The 19840-nt window shown below is 66.8% G+C and carries 22 protein-coding genes, 1 pseudogene and 1 riboswitch; of the genes and pseudogenes, 12 read left to right on the top strand and 11 right to left on the bottom strand.

Annotation, left to right across the window (positions count from 1 at the left end; all coding sequences use genetic code 11):
- Positions 1 to 308: 308 nt before the first annotated feature.
- From J2Y55_RS18375 to J2Y55_RS18370, 3 genes and pseudogenes are all read right to left on the bottom strand, one after another.
- The gene (locus J2Y55_RS18375) at positions 309 to 728 is read right to left on the bottom strand and encodes an anti-sigma factor family protein (RefSeq protein ID WP_310156489.1); all 420 of its coding nucleotides are present in this window, start codon (positions 726 to 728) and stop codon (positions 309 to 311) included.
- A 312-nt stretch (positions 729 to 1040) separates the two neighbouring features.
- Positions 1041 to 1100: pseudogene (locus J2Y55_RS30125) on the bottom strand (hypothetical protein); the annotation flags it as partial.
- Positions 1090 to 1650: a sigma-70 family RNA polymerase sigma factor gene (locus J2Y55_RS18370; RefSeq protein ID WP_310156487.1), complete on the bottom strand. Its 561-nt coding sequence runs from the start codon at positions 1648 to 1650 to the stop codon at positions 1090 to 1092. The gene J2Y55_RS18370 and the pseudogene J2Y55_RS30125, both read right to left, overlap by 11 nt.
- A gap of 186 nt (positions 1651 to 1836) precedes the next feature.
- Between J2Y55_RS18370 and J2Y55_RS18365 the strand changes: the two genes are divergently transcribed.
- The 3 genes from J2Y55_RS18365 (at position 1837) to J2Y55_RS18355 (ending at position 3804) form a co-directional block, all read left to right on the top strand.
- A complete protein-coding gene (locus J2Y55_RS18365; RefSeq protein ID WP_310156485.1) occupies positions 1837 to 2808 on the top strand; it encodes an MBL fold metallo-hydrolase in 972 nt (323 codons plus the stop codon).
- A gap of 63 nt (positions 2809 to 2871) precedes the next feature.
- On the top strand, positions 2872 to 3318 hold the full coding sequence (locus J2Y55_RS18360) for a tetratricopeptide repeat protein (RefSeq protein ID WP_310156483.1): 447 nt from the start codon (positions 2872 to 2874) through the stop codon (positions 3316 to 3318).
- A gap of 84 nt (positions 3319 to 3402) precedes the next feature.
- Positions 3403 to 3804 carry a DoxX family membrane protein gene (locus J2Y55_RS18355; RefSeq protein ID WP_310156481.1) on the top strand — a complete coding sequence of 134 codons (402 nt, stop codon included), beginning with the start codon at positions 3403 to 3405 and terminating at the stop codon, positions 3802 to 3804.
- 59 nt (positions 3805 to 3863) lie between these two features.
- Here the strand turns inward: J2Y55_RS18355 and J2Y55_RS18350 are convergent, their stop codons facing one another.
- Entirely contained in the window at positions 3864 to 4511 is a 648-nt protein-coding gene (locus J2Y55_RS18350; protein WP_310156479.1) for a DUF938 domain-containing protein, read from the bottom strand.
- Positions 4512 to 4671: 160 nt separating this feature from the next.
- On the opposite strand from J2Y55_RS18350, the gene J2Y55_RS18345 reads away from it, so the two are divergent.
- The 3 genes from J2Y55_RS18345 (at position 4672) to chrA (ending at position 8279) form a co-directional block, all read left to right on the top strand.
- On the top strand, positions 4672 to 5934 hold the full coding sequence (locus J2Y55_RS18345; RefSeq protein WP_310156478.1) for a hemolysin family protein: 1263 nt from the start codon (positions 4672 to 4674) through the stop codon (positions 5932 to 5934).
- 122 nt (positions 5935 to 6056) lie between these two features.
- Complete coding sequence (locus J2Y55_RS18340; RefSeq protein ID WP_310156475.1) at positions 6057 to 6875, top strand: chromate resistance protein ChrB domain-containing protein; 819 nt, start codon at positions 6057 to 6059, stop codon at positions 6873 to 6875.
- A 9-nt stretch (positions 6876 to 6884) separates the two neighbouring features.
- Complete coding sequence (chrA, locus tag J2Y55_RS18335) at positions 6885 to 8279, top strand: chromate efflux transporter (protein ID WP_310156473.1); 1395 nt, start codon at positions 6885 to 6887, stop codon at positions 8277 to 8279.
- 15 nt (positions 8280 to 8294) lie between these two features.
- Here chrA and J2Y55_RS18330 read toward each other — a convergent pair whose 3' ends face one another.
- The 5 genes from J2Y55_RS18330 to J2Y55_RS18310 form a co-directional block, all read right to left on the bottom strand.
- Entirely contained in the window at positions 8295 to 8552 is a 258-nt protein-coding gene (locus J2Y55_RS18330; RefSeq protein ID WP_310156471.1) for a hypothetical protein, read from the bottom strand.
- A gap of 162 nt (positions 8553 to 8714) precedes the next feature.
- Complete coding sequence (locus J2Y55_RS18325; protein WP_310156469.1) at positions 8715 to 9899, bottom strand: FAD-dependent monooxygenase; 1185 nt, start codon at positions 9897 to 9899, stop codon at positions 8715 to 8717.
- Between the two features lie 42 nt (positions 9900 to 9941).
- Positions 9942 to 10136 carry a hypothetical protein gene (locus J2Y55_RS18320; protein WP_310156467.1) on the bottom strand — a complete coding sequence of 65 codons (195 nt, stop codon included), beginning with the start codon at positions 10134 to 10136 and terminating at the stop codon, positions 9942 to 9944.
- A gap of 2 nt (positions 10137 to 10138) precedes the next feature.
- Entirely contained in the window at positions 10139 to 10390 is a 252-nt protein-coding gene (locus tag J2Y55_RS18315; RefSeq protein WP_069692227.1) for a zinc-finger domain-containing protein, read from the bottom strand.
- A 107-nt stretch (positions 10391 to 10497) separates the two neighbouring features.
- Entirely contained in the window at positions 10498 to 11490 is a 993-nt protein-coding gene (locus J2Y55_RS18310) for an acetyltransferase domain-containing protein (protein ID WP_310156465.1), read from the bottom strand.
- 97 nt (positions 11491 to 11587) lie between these two features.
- Here J2Y55_RS18310 and J2Y55_RS18305 point away from each other — a divergent pair, with 97 nt between their 5' ends.
- Together J2Y55_RS18305 and cysE are read left to right on the top strand one after the other, a co-directional pair.
- Positions 11588 to 12355: an alpha/beta fold hydrolase gene (locus J2Y55_RS18305; RefSeq protein WP_310156463.1), complete on the top strand. Its 768-nt coding sequence runs from the start codon at positions 11588 to 11590 to the stop codon at positions 12353 to 12355.
- Between the two features lie 179 nt (positions 12356 to 12534).
- Positions 12535 to 13383, top strand: a complete 849-nt coding sequence (cysE, locus tag J2Y55_RS18300) for a serine O-acetyltransferase (protein ID WP_310156461.1) — start codon at positions 12535 to 12537, stop codon at positions 13381 to 13383.
- On the opposite strand, the gene J2Y55_RS18295 is transcribed toward cysE, so the two are convergent.
- Complete coding sequence (locus J2Y55_RS18295; RefSeq protein ID WP_310156459.1) at positions 13347 to 14282, bottom strand: LysR family transcriptional regulator; 936 nt, start codon at positions 14280 to 14282, stop codon at positions 13347 to 13349. The two genes, cysE and J2Y55_RS18295, sit on opposite strands and share 37 nt — an antisense overlap.
- A gap of 124 nt (positions 14283 to 14406) precedes the next feature.
- On the opposite strand from J2Y55_RS18295, the gene J2Y55_RS18290 reads away from it, so the two are divergent.
- The 4 genes from J2Y55_RS18290 to thiG all read left to right on the top strand — a co-directional run bounded on the left by J2Y55_RS18290 (position 14407) and on the right by thiG (position 18151).
- Positions 14407 to 15729 carry a serine hydroxymethyltransferase gene (locus tag J2Y55_RS18290; RefSeq protein WP_310156457.1) on the top strand — a complete coding sequence of 441 codons (1323 nt, stop codon included), beginning with the start codon at positions 14407 to 14409 and terminating at the stop codon, positions 15727 to 15729.
- Positions 15730 to 15790: 61 nt separating this feature from the next.
- Positions 15791 to 15922, top strand: a riboswitch (TPP riboswitch).
- Between the two features lie 57 nt (positions 15923 to 15979).
- Positions 15980 to 17164 (top strand): glycine oxidase ThiO, encoded by a 1185-nt coding sequence (gene thiO, locus J2Y55_RS18285; protein WP_310156455.1) that lies wholly within the window; start codon positions 15980 to 15982, stop codon positions 17162 to 17164.
- The gene (gene thiS, locus J2Y55_RS18280; protein WP_310156453.1) at positions 17161 to 17373 is read left to right on the top strand and encodes a sulfur carrier protein ThiS; all 213 of its coding nucleotides are present in this window, start codon (positions 17161 to 17163) and stop codon (positions 17371 to 17373) included. The genes thiO and thiS overlap by 4 nt, the downstream gene beginning before the upstream one ends.
- Before the next feature lies 1 nt (position 17374).
- The gene (thiG, locus tag J2Y55_RS18275; RefSeq protein ID WP_310156451.1) at positions 17375 to 18151 is read left to right on the top strand and encodes a thiazole synthase; all 777 of its coding nucleotides are present in this window, start codon (positions 17375 to 17377) and stop codon (positions 18149 to 18151) included.
- A gap of 139 nt (positions 18152 to 18290) precedes the next feature.
- On the opposite strand, the gene J2Y55_RS18270 is transcribed toward thiG, so the two are convergent.
- Positions 18291 to 19664 (bottom strand): serine hydrolase domain-containing protein, encoded by a 1374-nt coding sequence (locus tag J2Y55_RS18270; protein ID WP_310156449.1) that lies wholly within the window; start codon positions 19662 to 19664, stop codon positions 18291 to 18293.
- Positions 19665 to 19840 lie beyond the last annotated feature (176 nt).

Here is a 19840-nt window from a genome sequence, read left to right as displayed (position 1 = left end):
GGTTGGTCGAAATGTCCGACAAACTCTGGCGGGACTGACGCATTGTTGTTAGGTTATTAGAGATACTGGTGAGTCTGGCCGTCGTGGGCCGAACGATCTCTCGCCCCCTTTCCAAAAAATCAGGATTGACCAGCAGGGCATCATTGCGCGGTTTGCTAGCACAAGAATTAGCACAAGCACAGATTAGTACAAAAATTATCTAATTAAATCAATAATATAATGGGTATCTAAGAGGACTTAAAATCTCTCGGCCCGAAAGGCTGTGCGGGTTCGATCCCCGCCGTCCGCACCACCACCTCAGCGACCTCTCAGAGCATCTCGGCAAGATGCTTGAGCTCGTCTCCGTCGAGATCGGAGACTGCTGTGTAGACGACGCCCCCGCGTATCCAGCTCAGCAGATTATAGCCGTTGCGCATCGTCAGGGTTGGCGCTGTGTCTGGGGCGTCGGAGGCCCAGGCGAAAATATTGATCAGGTGGAGCCGTCGCTTGTAGACGAGCGCGCCGACGCGCCGGCCGGCGATCGTATCGAGCCGGCCGCCGAGTAGCGGATAGCCTTGTGCAGCGAGATCGCGAACCTCGGGCGAGAAATCGACCTTTCCGGCGAACCAGGGCTTCACCGTGTGAGCGTCTGAGGAGGCGACCTGGATCGGGCTTTCCTGCTGCAGGGAGCGCAGATGGGCCGAAAGCAGATCCCGTGCGAGCAGCGTATCGCGCGCGGAACCGGTCACGAACCCCCATGTCGCAAGCGCCGACAGAAGACATGCGAATACGAGCACGGCGGCTTGCCGCATAAGCGCCGAGGCCGTCCAGTGCCTCGGCACGATTGCCGTGGAACGGGCCGATACGGACTGAGGGGACGGCGACGGCGGAGAACCGTCCGATGCCTGCTCCAGTGACTGCCTGAGGCGCTGAGACAGGCCTTCGGGCATAGGCTCTCGGCCGAGGCCGGCGACGGCCCTGCTCGTTTGGCGAAGATCGGAGACAAGGGTCGTGCAATCCGGGCAATCCGCGATATGGCGCGCAAGCGCTTCATGCTCGTCATCCGGCAGTTCCCTGTCGAGATAGGCGCTCAGCAGATGAGCGTGCCGATCACAAGGCATGGGAGCAATCCTTCCCGGTTTTACGGGCAAGCGCCCGACGCAGCAGCAGGCGACCGCGCGACAGCCGCGACATCACGGTTCCAACCGCCGTGTCGGTGATCTCGGAGATCTCGCGATAGCTGAGCCCCTCGATCTCGCGCAGTACGACGACTTCGCGGAAGGCCGTGGGCAGTTCCGCCAGAGCGAGCCGTACGAGGTCTCGCTCTGCCTTGCCGATCAGCGCGTCCTCGGCCGAGGGGCCCTCGGCGGCAATGTCGAGCGGGGCTCCTGTGTCACCCTCCCGTCCGTGAAAAGCGGCGTCGAGGGAGATCACGTTTGCGGTGCGCTGGCGGTTGTTGAGTGTGCGGTAGGCGGCGTTGCGGACAATAGCGAAGAGCCAAGGTCGGATGTCCTCGCCGCGAAAGCCGTCAAAGGCGCGGAAGGCGCGCAAAAACGCTTCCTGCACGACGTCCTCCGCATCGGCCCGCGAGCTCAGCAGCCAGAAGGCCAGGCTGAACGCCGCCTCCTGATGCGGCAACGCCAACTGCTCGAAACGAGACGGAATGGGCATGATCCCGTGTTTGCCTTGGGCTGAGGAAATCGGTGGAAGCTAGCGGCTCTCCTCTATGATCCCGATCACGTCCGATTTATTCCCGCGCTCTTTTGCGTGATCGCGGGAATAAATCCGGCCGGCCCCGGCTCTTGGACTGTGCGACGCCGCTGCGGCGCTCGCCTTGAGACCTCCGGGAGTTGCTCGATGATCCTTCTCTCACGCCGCGATGCGCTTGTCGCGAGTTCGCTTGCCGCCGCCTTCGGATTGACGAAGCCGCTGCATCTCGTCGCGCCGGCCGAAGCCCAGACCACTCCTGATCCGGCTGTCGGCTTTCACCGCTACAAGGTCGGTTCGATCGAGATCACAGCGCTTTATGACGGGATCTGGGAAAAACCGCACGACCCCGCCTTCATCAAAAATGCCTCGATCGAGGAGACCAAGGAGGCGCTTGCCAAGGCGGGTCAGACGACGGCCTTCGTGCCGATCCCACTGACCGTCGTCGTGCTCAAGATCGGCGAACGCTATGTCATGGTCGATGCCGGCTCCGGCGCTGGGCAATGGCAGCCCACGGCCACCAAGCTCGCCGCCAATATGGCGGCGGCTGGCATCGACCCGGCCAGGATTGGCACGATTCTGGTCTCGCATTTCCATCCCGACCACATCTTTGGTCTGATGGATCGCGGCACCAACGCGCCCATGTTCCCCCACGCCGAGATCGTCGTCACCGCAACCGAATACAAATGGTGGACCGAGCCCGGCCGCGTCGAGAAGCTGCCCGATGCGCGCAAGGCGCTCGGGCAGAGGATCCACGCGGTCTTCCCGGGTTGGAAGAACTTCAGACTCGTCGATGGCGAGCCCGAGGTCGCGCCGGGCGTCAGGTTGGTCAGGACGCCCGGCCATACGCCCGGGCACGCCGCGTTCCATGTCAGCTCGGGCAACGAGCAACTGATGATCTCCAACGATGTCGCTTATGTTCCGGCCCTGCTCGCACCGCATCCGGATTGGCAGGGCAGCTACGATCAGGACGGCGTTACGGCCGTTGAGACGCGTCGCGCACTGATCGATCGCGTCATCGCCGAGAAGATGGCGATCTGCGGGGCGCATTTCCCGTTCCCCGGCAAGGGGGTCTTCGCCAAGGACGGCGCCGGCTACGCCTTCGCCCCCGCTATGGCCTGACCCCCTCTGGGTAGAGGCCGAACGCGACCCAGACCTTCCCTGATCCCAATCCTGGAGACAGTCATGATCCGCAAACTCGCATTCGCAGTTTTTGTAGGCGCTCTCGCCGCCTCGACTGCAGCATTCGCCGTCGACACCACACCGACCAAGGGCGCTCCCGACCTGAGCGCCGTGAGATCGGCGATCAAGGCCAAGGAGTTCAAAGCCGCGATCACAGATCTGAACGGCATGATCGACGCCGGCGTCCAGCATGCCGACGTCTACAATCTGCTCGGCTTCTCCCTGCGCAAGAGCGGCGACCAGAAGACGGCGCTGACCTATTACCGCAAGGCGCTCGACTTCGACCCCGGCCACAAGGGGGCTCTCGAATATCAGGGCGAGCTTTATGTCGAGATGGGCGAGATCGCCAAGGCGCGCGGCAATCTCGCGAACCTGGTCAAGCTCTGTCCACAGGGTTGCGAGGAACGCGAGGACCTCGAAAAGGCGCTTGCTGCTGCGCCGGCGAACTGAACCCGACGATCATGCCATCCCGGATCGGTCTTGGGGCCGATCCGGTGCGACCTATCAAGGACGAGATCTGGCAAGGACGAGACCATGACACGATCGATGTTCCGCGATAGTGCGGCATTGCTGGGCCGCTTGCTGCTCGCCGCACTGTTCCTGCATGAATCCTGGATGAAGCTGACGCATTTTGGCCCATCCGTGGCCTATATGGAGCGCTTCGGCATTCCCGGTTGGCTGTTGCCTGGCGCAGTTGTTGTAGAACTCGGTGGCGGCATCCTGCTCGTGCTGGGACTGTTCAGCCGCCATGCGGCGCTGGCGCTGGCCGCGTTTTGCATCGCCGCGGCGGGCCTGTTCCACAATGCCCTGTCCGATGGCAATCAATTGCTGCATTTCGAGAAGGATCTGGCGATCGCAGGGGGGCTCCTCGTGCTTTGCGCTTTCGGCCCGGGACGCTTTGTGCTGCCGCTTGGGCGGCTAAAGCCTCCCGGTTGAAAGGCTGTGCGGATTAGCTTCCCTCCTGCGGTACCAAAATCATCATCGGAGTGGGGGCGTCACAGCTTCCGGAACACCAGGCTCAGATTATTCGCCGGCATCTCGATCAACTCCGGCACTGAGAAGCCTGCTTCCCCTGCCAATGCTGCGACCGCGTCGAGATCGCGCAGGCCCCAGTCCGGGTTGCGGCTGCGCAGGCTCGCGTCGAAGGCGGCGTTGCTGGGCTCGAGCGCGCGGCCGGGGCGGCGATAGGGGCCGTAGAGATAGAGCGGCGCGCCGGTTTTCAGGATGCGCCCGGCCTGGCGGACCAGGCCCTGCGTCGCCGCCCAGGGCGCGATATGGATCATGTTGATGCACAGGATCGCGTCGGCGCTCGCGACCGGCCAGTCATCGGCCGCCGCGTCGATCAGCAAGGGCGGGCGGATATTCTGCGCGGATTGCGTCCAGGCCTTGATGCTCTCCAGCGCTTCGCGCGAGGGATCGCTGGGCTGGAAGGCGAGGCCGGGCAGGGCGCTGGCGAAATGCAGGGCATGCTCGCCCGAGCCGCTGGCGATCTCCAGCACGAGCCCGGTCGCGGGCAGCACGTCGCGCAGCACGGCGAGGATCGCGTCGCGATTGCGCTGCGTGGCCGGCGCGAAGAGGCGCTGGTCGCTGGGCGTCGTTTCGCTCGCGGCCGGCTGCCACGGTCCGCTTGTCTTGCTCGTCATGCCCATCCTGCCTTTCGACCGGCTCTTGCGATCATTGAGTCTCGCGATTCTTTGCCGCGACCCATCGCCACGCAATCGCGATACGCTATAAGGGTTTTTGAAGCAGGCCGCTGACGAGTGCGGCTTTGCATGGCGCGGGCTGGTTTTGTTAACCGAGATATTGATCGTCGTGGCATTGACCGTGATCAACGGTCTTCTGTCCATGTCTGAATTGGCCGTCGTCTCGTCCCGCCCAGCCAGGCTCAAGGTTCTCAGCGATCAAGGCAACAAGGGCGCGGCGATCGCGATCCGCCTGACCGAGAATCCGGGCCGCTTCCTCTCGACCGTCCAGATCGGCATCACGCTTGTGGGCGTGCTCTCGGGCGCCTTCTCGGGCGCGACCCTGGGCGCGCGGCTGGCCGACTGGCTGGCGGAGCAGGGCCTGTCGCGCGCGGCCTCGGACGGGCTCGGCGTCGGTGCGGTGGTGGTGGCGATCACCTATCTCTCGCTGATCCTGGGTGAACTGGTGCCCAAGCAGATCGCCTTGCGCGATCCCGAGCGCGTCGCCGCGCGCGCCGCGCCCGCCATGCTGTTCCTCTCCAGGATCGGCGCGCCCCTGGTCTTCCTGCTCGATCTCTCGGGGCGCGCCGTGCTGAGCCTGCTCGGCCAGAAGGGCGAGCCGGAGGAGAAGGTCACCGAGGAGGAGGTCCGCACTATCATTGCCGAGGCGGAGACGGCCGGCGTGCTCGAGCGCGACGAGCGCGAGATGATCTCGGGCGTGATGCGGCTCGCCGATCGGTCGGCGCGCGCGCTGATGACGCCGCGCCGCGAGGTCGAGGTGATCGATCTCGCCGACAGCGCCGACGAGATCCGGGCCCAGCTGCGCGCGACGCGCCGCTCGCGTTTGCCGGTCCAGGACGGCGAGCCCGACTCGATCATCGGCGTCGTCATCGTCAAGGATATGATCGACCTGCTCTCGGACGGCGCGGCGCATGATCTGCGCCAGCTCGTCGACGAGGCGCCGGTGGTGATGGACACGGCCAACGCGCTGCGGATCCTGCGCGATATCCGCGCCTCCAAGGTGCATATGGCGCTGGTCTTCGACGAGTACGGGCATTTCGAGGGCATCATCACGCCTGGCGACGTGCTGGAGGCGATCATCGGCGCCTTCCAGGAGGAGGAGGAGAGCGAGCCGCCGATCGTGACGCGCGCCGACGGCTCCTTTCTCGTCGCCGGCTGGATGCAGGTCGACGAGTTCTCGCATGAGCTCGGCATCCACATCCCGCGCGACGCCGACTTCCAGACGGTGGCGGGCTTCATCCTGGCTGAGCTCAACCGCCTGCCCAATGTCGGCGAGTTCTTCGACAAGGGGCATTGGCGCTTCGAGGTGGTCGATCTCGACGGGCGCCGGATCGACAAGGTGCTGGTCAGCCGGATCGAGTGAGACGGGCGTTGACGGCGCTTGCGGCGTCGTGGTCTAAAGCTCCCAAGGGGTTCACCGCGACGACCCCGTGAGGCTTCGGCCCAAGGTTCGCGTCCAGATTCCTTTCTCGTGGGATGGACGCCATGTCTTCCAACATCGAAATCAGCACGGCCCAATTGTCCCGGCTCGTCGGCTTGCCCGATGCTCCGGTGCTCATCGACGTTCGCATTCCACAGGATTTCGACGCCGATCCGCGCCTGCTGCCAGCCTCCGAACGGCGCAGCCACACGGATGTGGCCGCCTGGGCCAGGAGCTATGCCGGGCGGCGCGTCGTGGTCTCCTGCCAGCGCGGCCTCAAGCTCAGCGAGGGCGTCGCCGCCTGGCTGCGGCATGAGGGCGTCGAGGCCGAAAACCTCGCAGGCGGGTTCGAGGCCTGGCGCGATGCCGGCGGGATGCTGGTGGCGCCGGCCAAGATCCCGCCGCGCAATGCCGCCGGCAACACCGTCTGGGTTACGCGGACCCGGCCCAAGGTCGACCGCATTGCCTGTCCCTGGCTGATCCGGCGCTTCGTCGATCGCGATGCGGTCTTTCTGTTCGTCTCGCCATCGGAGGTCGCTGATGTGGCCGATCGCTTCGGCGCGACGCCCTTCGATATCGACGGCGTGTTCTGGAGCCATCGTGGGGCGCGCTGCAGCTTCGACGTCATGATCGAGGAGTTTTGCCTGTCGAGCCCGCCGCTCGACAGGCTGGCGACGATCGTGCGAGCGGCCGATACGGCGGAGCTCGATCTCGCGCCGCAGGCGGCGGGGCTGCTTGCGGCTTCGCTTGGCCTGTCGCGCATGTTCAAGGATGATCTCGCGCAACTGGAAGCCGGCATGCTGCTTTACGACGCGTTCTATCGCTGGTGCCGCGATGCGAGCGAGGAAAGCCATAACTGGCCCGCAAGCTCGGCCAAGACCTGAGGTGCGGCGATGACGATCGCGACAACCACGGCTTCGGTCGAAACGACGCCCGCCATGCCGACGCTGGCGGAAGCCACCCGCGTCTGGGCGAAGATCGGCCTGCTGTCATTTGGCGGGCCGGCCGGGCAGATCGCCTTGATGCATAAGGAGCTGGTCGAGGAGCGGCGCTGGATCGGCGAGCAGCGTTTCCTGCATGCGCTCAACTACTGCATGTTGCTGCCAGGTCCGGAGGCGCAGCAGCTTGCCGTCTATATCGGCTGGCTGATGCATCGCACGCTCGGTGGGCTCGTTGCCGGCCTGCTCTTCATCATCCCCGGCGCGCTGGTGATGCTCGGGCTCAGCACGCTCTATGTGCTCTACCGGCAGGTTCCGCTCGTCGACGGGATCTTCTTCGGGGTGAAGGCCGCAGTGCTTGCCGTGGTCATCGAGGCGGGCTTGCGGATCAGCCGGCGGGCGCTGAAGAACCGCGCCATGGTGGCGGTCGCGATCGCGGCTTTTATCGCGATCTTCCTGTTCAAGACGCCGTTTCCGCTGATCATCCTGGCGGCGGGGCTGGTCGGCTGGCTCGGTCATCGCGTCAGGCCCGATCTGTTCGGTGCCGGCTCGGGGCATGGCGCGTCGGGGCCCGATGTCGTCGGGCTGGTCGACCAGATGTTCGCACGCGGCGAGATGGCGCATGCGCGCCCCTCAGCGGGTAAGGCGCTGCGGGTCCTGGCCATCTGGCTGCCGCTCTGGCTCGGGCCGGTGTTCCTGCTCTGGCTGATGACGGGGGGCGCGAGCGTCTGGACGCATCTGGGGACGTTCTTCAGCACCATGGCGGTCGTCACCTTCGGCGGCGCCTATGCGGTGCTGGCCTATGTCGCGCAGGCGGCGGTCGAGACCTATGGCTGGCTCGTCGCCGGCGAGATGGTCGATGGGCTCGGCCTCGCCGAGACGACGCCCGGTCCCTTGATCCTGGTGCTGCAATTCGTCGGCTTCCTGGCCGGATTTCGTGCGCCGGGCAGCCTGCCGCCGCTGCTCGCGGGCGGGCTGGGGGCGTTCTTGACGCTCTGGGTCACCTTCGCGCCCTGCTTCCTGTGGATTTTCCTGGGTGCGCCCTATGTCGAGGCGCTGCGCGGCAACAAGGCGCTGTCGGCGGCGCTGAGCACGATCACGGCTGCGGTCGTCGGCGTGATCATGAACCTCGCGCTCTGGTTCGGCCTGCATGTCCTGTTCAGGGATGTGCGCAAGGTCGAGCTGGTGTTCGCCAGCCCCGACTGGCCCGTGCTGGCCTCGCTGGACTGGCGCGCGGCGCTGCTCTCGGCGGCCGCGATGATAGCGATGCTGCGCTTCAAGACCGGGATGATCCCGACGCTTGCGGCCTGCGCCGCGGCAGGCATGGTGCTGACGCGGTTTCCAGCCTGACCCTCGCGCCGCGTTTCAGCGGCGCGGCGGCTCGCCGGGTTCGATGATGCGGTACTCGGCGTCGATCACGTCGACGCGCTCAGCCGGCCGTCTCTGCGCGGCGAAAGGATCGGGCCGGCCGAAGCCGGCAGCCTTCAACCGGCTGCGCAAGCGCCAGGCGGCGACCGCCCCGACGATCATGACGACCGGGATCAGGATCAGCGCGAGGCTGGCTGCGAGCAGGAACAGGGTGACGCCGACAACAAGGCTTGCCGCCATGGCAAGCCATGTCATCCAACGCGGTCCGCGCTGGAGGCGGCCGCCAAGCTGTTCATGGAGATTGACGCGGATCATCTGGCCCTCGTCCAATGGATCGAGGATGAGAGATAGGGATGAAATGCGGCGAAGACGAGAGCGGCTGTCGCAGGGGCAGGGCGGCCGAACGCCGCACCGAGCTCAGATCGGTGCGCGCCAGTCATAGAGCCAGTCGTAGCGCCGGCGCATGCCGTCGGGGCCGAGACGCCGCATCACCAGGTCGCGGCCAAAGCTCCAGGGCCGGCCGAGATGGTAGGCGCGGCCGTTGCTGCGGCTCGTCGCCTGGACGCGGGCGACGCGCTCGGTGCGCGCCTTGGCATAGGCCGCCATCGCAGCCGGCACGCCGGAGGCGCCGTCGCGCTCCAGATGCGTCGCGAGTTCATGCGCCAGCACGGCCGCGTCCTCGATCGCCAGCGCCGCGCCCTGGGCGAAGAAAGGCAGCACGGGATGGGCGGCGTCGCCGAGCAGCGCGATCCGGCCCTGCGCCATCGCAGCCGGCGTTCTGTCGAACAGCGACCAGACCTGCCATTGGCCGGCCGCGCCGGCGAGGCGACGCAGATCCGGAGCAGCGCCCGCGAGATGGCTCGCCAGCAGGCGGGCATCGCCTTCGCGGCTCCAGCCTTCGCGTGCCTCCTTGGCTTCCCGGATGACGACGAGATTGATCTCGCGCCGGTTCGCGACCGGATAATGCACGGCATGACGGCCTGCACCGAGATGGAGCGTGATTTCGGCTGCGGGCTTGTCGTGGCCAACCGGGACAAGTGTGCGCCAGGCCTCGAAGCCGGTGAAGGCGGGCGGCGCGGCGTCGCCGCTGAGCTCTCTGAGCCTGGACCAGAGCCCGTCTGCGCCAACCGCGCCGAGCGCCTGCACGGTCTCGATCTGCCCGGCATCGCTGACCAGGGTCGCACTGACACCGTCCTGCGTCTGGGCGATCTCCTGCAGGCCCCGGCCGACGACGAGGCGGATATTCGGGAGCTGGCGGGCGGCGTCGAGCAGCAGCATGTGCAGATCGGAGCGCTTCAGCACACGAAAGGGCGTTTGCGCCGACGCGACCGCCATCGGCATGCCGGCGATCTCGGCCCCGTTCCGCCAGCGCCGGATCACGAGCCTGTCGACCGTGACGCCGACGCGCTTCAGCGCGAAGCCGAGATCGAGAGCCGCGAGCACGCGCCCGGCATTGGGCGACAATTGCAGGCCGGCGCCGGACTCGCCGAAGCCGGTGCGCTTCTCAGCCAGCGTCACCGCGATGCCGCGCCGGGCGAGCGCGATGGCGGCCGTCAGACCGCCGATCCCGGCGCCGGCGATCAGGATATGGGGAGTTGGCACGGGATATCCGGCTGACGATGTGTGGGTAGGCGGACCGAAACGTCAGTCCTGGTTGCTGCGGCCGTCGCGATCGGGCGGCAGGTCCGGGCGGGGCGAACCCGGCTCGGCCCAGCTGCGGGCATAGGGCTCGGCCTTGCCACCGAGGCGCGGCGCGGTCTCCTGGGAGACCGATTGGCAGCCGGCGAGAAACGTCGCTGCCAACAGAACCGCGCCGGTGACCGTGCGGAGCAGGCTCATCGTCATGCCGCCTGCGAGGTCTCGTGATGCGCGCATTCAGGCGGCGTGCAGGCGCCGCCCTTCAGCGACGGATCATATTTGAACAGCGTCGAGCAATAGGGGCAGACGATCTCATGGTCGGAACCCATGTCGAGGAAGACATGCGGATGGTCGAAGGGCGGCTTGGCGCCGATGCACATGAACTCATGCGCGCCGACATGGATCACGGCCACGCCGGAATCATTGTGGAAATGCGGAATGCCCGTCTCGGCCATGATCGTCGCTCTGCGAATGGGATGTCTTGTCGTTAATCGAAGATCTTGCAGTGATGCTGGCGCGCAAACTAGCGCGCGCCATCAGCCCGCGCCAGTGCGCGATTGTCTCATGGCGACGACTGCCGCGTCGCGGGATCAGCGAAACACGCCTTGACGAGTGCCGAGACGCGGTTGCTGTCTTCAGGGCTGAGCGCATTCTCGAGCACTTTTCGCCAGAGATCCTCGTGCTTGATCGCGTCGACCGTGCAGCCACAGCGCGCCCGGCAGGCGCCGGCGTCGTGCGCTCCTTGCATGCAGCTACGCTCGCAGGACTGCATGAAGGGCTTTTCATCCGAGGGGCGCGCGATCGCAAACTGCGTCGCCAGCATCAGCGCCCCGATGAAGAGCGGCTGGTGCAGGAGATAGACCAGCAGGCTGTTGCGGCCGCCCCAGGCGACGACCCGCGCGGGCAAAGCGCGTGGCTGCCAGCCGGCGAGGCGCGATTGCGCGAGACGCGGCAGCACCAGCCTTGCCAGCACGATCCCGGCCAGAACCCAGCCGAACCAGGGGAAAACAGGCACGAAATCGGCGCTGGCTGGAACCTCCCGAGCCAGTCCGAGCCAGAGCAGCCAGGATTGGTCGAGGACGGGATGGGCGGCCAGATACGGCACGGCAAAGACGATGAGCGCGGCCAGCGCGACGGCAAGTATCGGCAGCCACAGGAAGGGCAGGGCGATGACGCTCGCCAGCGCGACCTGATGCAGGATGCCGAAGAAGATGAAGCTGTCGGGCATGGCGAACCGGGTGCCGACCGTCACCAGCGCGGCCGCGCCCGCGACCATGGCGAGGCGCTTCAGATAGGAGTGGTGGTTCAGGCCATTGCGGGTCGCCAGCACCAGGCTGACGCCGACCAGCGTCAGGAAGCTTGCGGCGATCGAGCGGGCGAACCAGTGCCAGCCCGGCTCGATCGGCGTGTCGACGTCGATCAGCTCGAAATAAGCGAGGTCATAGGTGAAGTGGAAGACGAACATCGCCAGCAGGGCGATGCCCCGCGCCAGATCGATGAACGCGAAGCGGGGGCGGGCGATGGTCGGTGTCGGGTTGAGGTCGGCAGTGCTCATATCCGTCTTCATAGGCAAGCGGCGTCGGGCCCGCTACCCAAAGCAGCGGCTGCATGGCAGGGAGAAGGCAACGCCAACGGCCCAAGCGATCTGGATCATGCAGAGTTTCTCATCCGACGGAGTCAATCTCGCCTATATCGACCTCGCCCCGACGAGCGAGGTTGCGCGCGGCGAGACGGTCATGCTCGTCCACGGCTTCGGCTCCAGCCATATGGTCAACTGGGTCAACACCCAATGGACGAAGACGCTGACCCATGCCGGATACCGTGTCGTCGCACTCGACAATCGTGGCCATGGCCAGAGCGAGAAGCTCTATGAGCCCGCCGCCTATTCCTCGCAGATCATGGCTGAGGATGTGCGCCGCCTAATGGATCATCTCGATATCTCGCAGGCTGCGGTGATGGGCTATTCGATGGGCGCGCGGATCTCGGCGCATCTGGCGCTGGCGCATCCAGATCGCCTGCGGGCACTGCTGCTCGGCGGGCTCGGGATCCATCTGGTCGAGGGCGTCGGCCTGCCGCTGGGCATCGCGGATGCCATGGAGGCGCCCTCGCTCGATGTCCTGACCGACCCGATGCAGCGGATGTTCCGCGCCTTCGCCGATGCGACCAAGAGCGATCTCAGGGCGCTCGCCGCCTGTATCAGGGGCTCGCGCCAGACCTTGACTGCCGCGCAGGTCGGGCAGATCGCGGTGCCGACCTTGGTCAGCGTCGGCACGAAGGACGATGTCGCGGGCTCCGGGCCGGAGCTTGCGGCGCTGATTCCCAGTGCGGAAGCGGTCGACATCGAAGGCCGCGACCACAATCTCGCCGTCGGTGACAAGAGCCACAAACAAGCGGTGCTGGATTTTTTGGCACGGGTCTGAACGGGCTGGCCGGTGGCGGGAAAGTATGAGTCCCGTCAGGGTTTTGCGCGCGGCGGCTGCGGTCTTGATTCAAGCGGGCGCCGGGCCGATCTGACACTCCCGCGCTTTCGCGTTTGGCGGTTCACCACCGCAATGTGCTAGAGTTTGAATTCGTCTTACGTCTCCATCGGAGAATGATCATGCCGTCTGGGCGCTCCGTCATAGAAGCACGCGATCCCGCGACCGGGCTCGACCGTGTCGATCCCGTCTGGGCCAGATTGCGGCGCGAGGCCGAAGCTGCGGTCGCCAGCGAGCCGTCGCTTGCCAGCCTGATCACGGCCTCCGTGCTGAACCAGCCGAGCTTCGAGGCGGCGGTCAGTCACCGCGTCGCGATGCGCCTCGGACATGTGGCGGTCTCCGCCGATCTGATCGCACAGGCTTTCGAGGAGGCGCTTATTGCCGATCCAGAGATCAGCCAGGGCATAAGGGCCGATGCGCTTGCGGTGATGGACCGCGACCCGGCCTGCTACCGGGTGCTGGAGCCGGTGCTGTTCTTCAAAGGCTTCCACGCCTTGCAGGCCCATAGGCTCGCGCATTGGCTGCACCGGCAGGGGCGGCGCGATTTCGCACTTTATCTGCAGAGCCGCTCGTCGGAAGTGTTCCAGACCGACATCAATCCGGCCGCGGTGATCGGCAAGGGCATCTTCCTCGACCATGCCACGGGCCTCGTCGTCGGCGAGACCACGGTGATCGAGGACGATGTCTCGATGCTGCAGGATGTGACGCTGGGCGGAACCGGCAAGCAGGGCGGCGACCGCCATCCCAAGATCCGCAAGGGCGTGCTGATCGGCGCCGGCGCCAAGATCCTCGGCAATATCGAGATCGGTCAATGCGCCCGTGTCGCGGCGGGCTCGGTCGTGCTACAGGCCGTGCCGCGCAACAAGACGGTCGCCGGCGTGCCGGCCAAGGTCGTTGGCGAGGCCGGCTGCGCCGAGCCGTCGCGCTCGATGGATCAGATCCTGGCCGGAGATTGCGGCAGCGCGATCTGAGCTGGTTGCGCCTGCGTTTCGAGCAGGCTGTGTGCGATCTCGCGCCGGCTGGCATGCGCGCTTGCTTGTGAGTTCAGGACGAGCGTGAGCGCGTCTCCGGTCGGCATCGCGTCAGCGAAGGGGGCGATGAGCCTGCCGTCGCGCAGATGCGGCGCGATCAGGCTCATCCGGCCCATCAGCACGCCGGAGCCCGAGAGTGCGGCATCGAGCGCCAGGCTGTAGAGCGAAAAGGAGGGGCCGCGGGTCGGGTCGATCGTCCCGATGCCCCCAGCAAAGGCGAGCCAGCGCCGCCAATCCTCGCGCCAGACAGCGTCATGCAACAAGGTCGCGCGCGCCAGATCACCGACGCTCGTGAGCGCGCGCGCGAGTGCCGGCGCGCAGACCGGCAGGATCACGTCCGGGCCCAGCGTCAGCGCGTCGACGGGGAGCGTCTCGGGGCCGAGATAGAACAGCGCCAGATCATGCGGCTCGCGGCGTGGATCCGGCGGCTGTTCCATCGCCGAAACGGAGATCTGCAGCCCGGGAAACGCCGCTTGCAGCGCGGCCAAACGCGGCGAGAGCCAGAGCTGGGCGATGCAGGGCAGGGCGGCGATGGTCAGTGCGCTGCCTTCATGCCCGGCGCGCAAGTCCTGTATCGCCTGCCCCAGCGTGTCGAAGCCGCGCGTCAGCTTGGGCAGGGCGCTACGCGCTCCCTCCGTGAGTTCCACCCCCTGGGCGAGGCGGCGAAACAGCGGGAAGCCGAGCCAGGCTTCCAGTTGCCGGATCTGCTGCGTCACCGCGCCGGCGGTGACGCCGAGCTCTTCGGCTGCCTTGACGAAGCTCTCGCAACGCGCCGCCGCCTCGAAAGCCCGCAAGGCGTTGAGGGATGGCAGGCGCGGGCGCGGCGGCTTGACGGGCATGGCGGATCATCTCTTAGGCTGAGATTTTCTCTGCCTGCGAGCGAGGATTACTCGTTTGCGCAGCCTAGCGCAAACCGGTCATATCGTTCGCATCGTGCGGGATTATCGCGAGGAGGATCAATCGATGACGGCTCTGGGCAGGCGCGACTGGGTTCCGCAAGCGAGCGAGGATTACGTGCTCGGCATCGCCGCCGAGACGGCTGGCCAGTCGCTCGACGCGGTCGCGGCGCGGATCGCGGCGCTGACGGTCGAGAACCGCAACATCCATGAGCGCGACTGCATCAACCTCAATCCCGCGACCAATGTGATGAACCCCAAGGCCGAGGCCGTGCTTGCGGCGGGGCTCGGCGCCCGGCCCTCGCTCGGCTATCCCGGCGACAAATACGAGATGGGGCTGGAGGCGATCGAAAAGATCGAGATCATCGCCGCCGAACTCGCCGCCGAGGTCTTTGGCGCGAAATACGCCGAGATCCGCGTGCCCTCGGGCGCCATCGCCAATCTCTATGCCTTCATGGTCGCGGCCAAGCCCGGTGACTGCATCATCGCGCCGCCGGGCGCGATCGGCGGCCATGTCACGCATCATGGCGCCGGTGCCGCAGGGCTTTACGGCATCGTTACCCATCCCGCCCCGGTCGATCCGGTGAACTACACCGTCGACCTTGCGCGCCTGCGCGAGGATGCCCTGCGATTGAAGCCCAAGCTGATCTCGATCGGCGGCAGCCTCAACCTCTTCGCCCATCCGATCCGCGAGATCCGCGCGATTGCCGACGAAATCGGCGCGATCGTGCTGTTCGACGCCGCGCATATGTCGGGCATGATTGCCGGCCATGGCTGGCAGCAGCCGCTGGAGGAGGGCGCTCATCTGATGACGATGAGCACCTATAAGAGCCTGGGCGGCCCACCCTCGGGCCTGATCGTCACCAACGATGCCGAGATCGCCAAGCGGCTCGACGCCATCGCCTATCCCGGCCTGACCGCGAATTTCGACGCGGCGAAATCGGCCTCGCTGGCGATCACCCTGCTCGACTGGAAGGCGCATGGCCGTGCCTACGCGCAGATGATGGCTGAGACGGCCAAGGCGCTGGGCGAGGCGCTGGTCGAGCGGCAGGTGCCGGTCTTCGCGCGCGACCGCGGCCTGACGACCTCGCATCAATTCGCCATCGAGGCTCACAGCTATGGCGGCGGCCAGGCGGCGGCCAAGACGCTGCGCGCCATCAACATCCTGAGCTGCGGCATCGGCCTGCCCCTGCCGGAGGTGGCGGGCGACGTGAACGGGCTCAGGCTCGGCACGCCCGAGATCGTGCGCTTCGGCATGACGCCCGCCGACATGCCGGAACTGGCCGGCTATATCACTGAGGGCCTCAGCGGCTCGCGGCCGGCAGAAGCGGTGGCCAAGGATGTGACGGCGTTCCGGGCGCGCTTCCGCGAGCTGCATTTCATGCGGTGACGGTTGGCGCTCCCCACATTGGCGCGCACTTGACCAGCGGCCGTCGAGCTTTCACAGTCGTCGTCATTCCAGGGAGATCCCCGGCAAGGGGCTGAGACACCGCTGGCAGACCGGGACAACCCGGATAAGCGCGCGGAAATCCTTCGAACCTGATCCGGTTCATACCGGCGGAGGGATGGATTTCCCGGCTCAAGCCGGCGGCCCGCAAGGCCGCAGATATCCTCGCCCCCGTCGCGGCGAGGAGTTTGCGATGAGAGGCCCACCCGACACCAGTTTGCGCCGCCAGCAGGCCCGCCCGCCCGATGCTCCGGCGCCGCCGGCCGCGACGGATGTCGCCATCATCGGCGGCGGCGTGATCGGCCTGATGACCGGTTGGCGATTGCTGCGCGCCGGCCTGCGGGTCGCACTCTTCGAGCGCGGCACGCTCGGCCAAGGCGCGAGCCTCGCTGCCACCGGGATGCTGGCGGCAGCCGCCGAATTCGAGCCCGGCGGCGAGGAACATGTCGCGCTCGCCCTGGAAAGCCAGCGTCTCTGGCCGAGCTTCGCTGCCGAATTATCGGCCGATGGCGGGCTCGATATCGACTATCGCAGGGATGGCATCCTGCTTGTCGCCACGACGCGCGACGAGGTGGCGCGGCTGCGCTTCCGCCATGAGATGCAGCGGCAGGCAGGGCTTGCGACGCTGTGGCTCGACGGCGCCGCCTGCCGAGGCTTTGAGCCCGGCCTGCGACCCTCCGTCGTGGCCGGCATCCATTGCCCGGGCGACCATCAGGTCGACCCGGTCAGGGTGATCGCGGCTCTGCGGCAGGCCTTCATCGGACGCGGCGGAATCCTGCTCGAAGGCTTGGCGGCAACGCCCCGGCTGCAAGCCGGGCGCGCCGTGGGCGTCACGACGAAGCAAGGGCTGGTGAAGGCCGGGATCGTCGTCGCCGCCGGCGGGGCCTGGACCGAGATAGCGGGGCTCTCCCTGCCGTTGCGGCCGCTCAAGGGGCAGTCGCTGGCGCTGGCATGCCCGCCGCACCGGCCGCTGCTCTCGCGCATGGTCTGGACCGACCAGGTCCATCTCGCCCCCAAGAGCGACGGCACGCTGATCGTCGGTGCGACCATGGAGGAATGCGGCTTCGACGATGCCGTGACGGCCGGCGGCGTCTACGCGCTGCTCGAAGGCGCGCGACGCATCCTGCCCGGCATCGAGGAGCTGCCGATCGCCGCAATCTGGTCGGGCTTCCGCCCGACCAGCACTGACGACGCGCCGATCCTCGGTGAGACCCGGATTCCAGGCCTGCTCCTCGCCACGGGACATCATCGCAACGGCTATCTGCTGGCCCCTGTCACCGCGGTGGCGATCACGCAACTCGTCACCGAGGGAGGCATCACGGGGCCTGCCGCATCCTTCGGATCGGAGCGCTTTTTTGCACAGGAGGCAGTGGCATGAAGCTCATCGTCAATGGACGCGATCACGACAGCGCGGCGCAGGATCTGCTGGCGCTATGGCGGGAGCGCACCGCCGAGCTCGATCTGCCGGGCCCGCAGGGCTTCGCCATCGCGCTGAACGGGATGGTGGTGAAGCAGTCGCAATGGCAGCTCACGCGTCTGGCGTCCGGTGACCGCGTCGAAATCATTCGCGCTTTTCAAGGAGGTTGAGATGAGTGCCGCAGAACAGCCCTTCACCCTGGCCGGAACGCAACTCGGCTCCCGCCTGCTGATCGGGACGGCCGGCTATCCCAACCAGCGCATCATGGTGGATGCGGTGGCGGCCAGCGGGGCGGAGATCGTGACCTTGTCGCTGCGCCGGATCTCGCTGGCGGGCCATGGCTCCGATACGGCGCAGCTTTTGTCCGGCTACCGCTTCCTGCCCAACACGGCTGGCTGCGAGACGGCGCGCGACGCCGTCCTGACGGCGGAGCTCGCCCGCGAGGCGCTTGGAACCAACTGGATCAAGCTCGAAGTCATCGGCGATCGCGAGACGCTCTATCCCGATGTCGGGGAGCTGCTGGAGGCGACGCGCCAGCTCGTCGAGATGGGCTTCGTCGTGCTGCCTTATTGCAATGACGATCCGGTGGTTTGCGCGCGCCTCGCCGATCTCGGCGCCGCTGCAGTGATGCCGATGGGCTCGCTGATCGGCTCCGGCATGGGCGTCGCCAACCCTGCCAATCTCGAATTGATCTGCGCGCGCTCGGCCGTTCCCGTGATCGTCGATGCCGGGCTGGGCACGGCGTCGGATGCCGCCATCGCGGTGGAATGCGGCGCAAGCGCCGTGCTGCTCAACACCGCTATAGCCAAGGCAAAGGATCCGGTCCGCATGGCCCGCGCCATGCGCCATGCCGTCGCGGCCGGTTGGGATGCGCGCGGGGCTGGGCGCATTCCGCGCCGCGGCCGCGCCGAAGCGTCGAGCCCCCAGCTCGGGCTCGTCGGTTCGTGAACGCGCCGGAGCCGAGCCCGGGCCTGAGCGACGGGTTCTAGAGCGTTTTCGAGCGAAGTGGCCACCGGTTCGCGTGAAGAAAACGCGTTAAAACAAGGAGCTAGAGGATTCTCGCGATTCGGAGAAACGCGGAAATGCTCTAGGCGTTGTCGCTCTGGTAGCGCGCGAGCATCTCCGCCTTCAGCGCCGCTTCCGAGACGACATGCGCGCCGCCGAGCCAGACCGACTCGATGCCGCCTGCATCGTCGCGCACCAGCCGCGCCGTTTCGCCGGGGCTGTTGAAGGAGGAGGCCTTGACGATCCGGCCGCGATCGGGGGCTTCGATCGCGATCTCGCCGGCATCGAGGAAGGGGCTGAACAGGGTCGGGTTGGCAATCAGCACCTTGTTGGCGAAGGGCACGAGGTCGCCAGGGTTCCAGATCGTCCACCAGCGCCCGGCCCAATCCTTGGTCGCGGCCGAGGGGGCGCCCAGCTCCTGGAAGCGCTTGAGGATCTGGACGAGGCCGTCGAGCCAGGGATGGGCGAGGCCGTCGATGGCGTTGGTCAGCACCGAGATCGTCAGATCCTGCTCCGGCAGGACGGCAGTGCGGGTGATGAAGCCCTGGAAGCCGCCGGAGTGGCCGAACCAGGCCCAGTCGCCCTCGCCGCCGGAAATGGTGCCGAGGCCGTAATGGCGGCCTAGGCTGCTTTCCTCGTCGGTCCAGAGCCGGCGGCTCATCTCGCGGCGATTGAGGGGCGAGAGGATGCTGCGCTCTGCCTTCGGCGAGAGCTGCGCGAAATAGCGCGCGACATCGGCGGCCGTGGCGACGAAGCCGGCGGCAGACATCATCGCTTGGCAAGGATTGTCGCCGGGCACGACGACGCGATGTCCGAGCGGCCATTTCGGGCTGTGGCCCCGAGCCATCGGGCCGGTCCAGAGGCCGATATCGGGCATGGTTTCAGCAAGCCCGGCTGCCGCTACGACCTCCCTGGCGATCCAGTCGGCATAGGGCTCGCCCGTCACCGCCTCGATCACCAGGCCGAGCAGGCCAAAGCCGTGATTGGAGTATTTGAGGCGCTGCGAGGCGGGCAGGATGGGCGGCAAGGCCAGGTCGGCGAGCAGTTCGGCCTTGTCGCAATAGGGCTTGCGGTCGAAGAACTGGCCGTTGTCGGGACCGTCGCGCGTCAGGCCGGCGCTGTTGGAGAGGAGCTGCGCCAGCGTCACGGTCGCGACCTCGGGATGGAGGCGGGGCACGAAGCTGCCCGCCTTGTCGTCGAGGCGCAGCCGCCCGGCCTCGACCAGGCGCAGGATGCCGGCCGAGGTGAAGCTCTTCGAATGCGAGGCGATGCGGAAGCCGTGGCGCGGCGTCAGCGCCTCGCCTGTCGTGATGTCGGCCTTGCCGAAGGCGGCTTCCAGCACGATCTCCCGCCCGCTCGCGATCGCGATGGAGCATCCCGGCTGGTCGTGATGGCGGAGCTGGAATTCGAGCCAGCTGGAGGCATAGGCGAGGGCGGCAGGCAGCCACGGCGTCATGGGGCGATCCGTCATGAGCGAAGGGAGCGCTCACTATTGCAGATCGCGGCGGCGCGTGCAGGCGCGCCAGGCGGCGGTGGCTATGCGGGAATGGAAGAGCATTTGCGAGGAGCAGCGCGATGACACAATCCAAAGGGGGCGTGGAGCGAGGCCTCCTGGATTGCTTCGCGAAGCCT

This window comes from Allobosea sp. BE125, assembly GCF_031456075.1.
Taxonomy (GTDB): domain Bacteria; phylum Pseudomonadota; class Alphaproteobacteria; order Rhizobiales; family Beijerinckiaceae; genus Allobosea.
Note: the sequence above shows the minus strand (reverse complement) of the source record. Positions and strands in the feature narration are given on the sequence as shown.

Bases quoted from the DNA above. Each gene is read 5' to 3' on its own strand.
- J2Y55_RS18310 (WP_310156465.1), bottom strand. From the start codon at position 11,490: ATGAGCACTGCCGACCTCAACCCGACACCGACCATCGCCCGCCCCCGC.
- J2Y55_RS18290 (WP_310156457.1), top strand. From the start codon at position 14,407: ATGACGGCTCTGGGCAGGCGCGACTGGGTTCCGCAAGCGAGCGAGGAT.
- J2Y55_RS18270 (WP_310156449.1), bottom strand. From the start codon at position 19,664: ATGACGCCGTGGCTGCCTGCCGCCCTCGCCTATGCCTCCAGCTGGCTC.
- J2Y55_RS18330 (WP_310156471.1), bottom strand. From the start codon at position 8,552: ATGACATGGCTTGCCATGGCGGCAAGCCTTGTTGTCGGCGTCACCCTG.
- thiO (WP_310156455.1), top strand. From the start codon at position 15,980: ATGAGAGGCCCACCCGACACCAGTTTGCGCCGCCAGCAGGCCCGCCCG.
- J2Y55_RS18370 (WP_310156487.1), bottom strand. From the start codon at position 1,650: ATGCCCATTCCGTCTCGTTTCGAGCAGTTGGCGTTGCCGCATCAGGAG.
- cysE (WP_310156461.1), top strand. From the start codon at position 12,535: ATGCCGTCTGGGCGCTCCGTCATAGAAGCACGCGATCCCGCGACCGGG.
- J2Y55_RS18365 (WP_310156485.1), top strand. From the start codon at position 1,837: ATGATCCTTCTCTCACGCCGCGATGCGCTTGTCGCGAGTTCGCTTGCC.
- J2Y55_RS18295 (WP_310156459.1), bottom strand. From the start codon at position 14,282: ATGCCCGTCAAGCCGCCGCGCCCGCGCCTGCCATCCCTCAACGCCTTG.
- J2Y55_RS18350 (WP_310156479.1), bottom strand. From the start codon at position 4,511: ATGACGAGCAAGACAAGCGGACCGTGGCAGCCGGCCGCGAGCGAAACG.
- J2Y55_RS18340 (WP_310156475.1), top strand. From the start codon at position 6,057: ATGTCTTCCAACATCGAAATCAGCACGGCCCAATTGTCCCGGCTCGTC.
- J2Y55_RS18355 (WP_310156481.1), top strand. From the start codon at position 3,403: ATGACACGATCGATGTTCCGCGATAGTGCGGCATTGCTGGGCCGCTTG.
- J2Y55_RS18305 (WP_310156463.1), top strand. From the start codon at position 11,588: ATGCAGAGTTTCTCATCCGACGGAGTCAATCTCGCCTATATCGACCTC.
- thiG (WP_310156451.1), top strand. From the start codon at position 17,375: ATGAGTGCCGCAGAACAGCCCTTCACCCTGGCCGGAACGCAACTCGGC.
- J2Y55_RS18315 (WP_069692227.1), bottom strand. From the start codon at position 10,390: ATGGCCGAGACGGGCATTCCGCATTTCCACAATGATTCCGGCGTGGCC.
- thiS (WP_310156453.1), top strand. From the start codon at position 17,161: ATGAAGCTCATCGTCAATGGACGCGATCACGACAGCGCGGCGCAGGAT.
- J2Y55_RS18360 (WP_310156483.1), top strand. From the start codon at position 2,872: ATGATCCGCAAACTCGCATTCGCAGTTTTTGTAGGCGCTCTCGCCGCC.
- J2Y55_RS18320 (WP_310156467.1), bottom strand. From the start codon at position 10,136: ATGAGCCTGCTCCGCACGGTCACCGGCGCGGTTCTGTTGGCAGCGACG.
- chrA (WP_310156473.1), top strand. From the start codon at position 6,885: ATGACGATCGCGACAACCACGGCTTCGGTCGAAACGACGCCCGCCATG.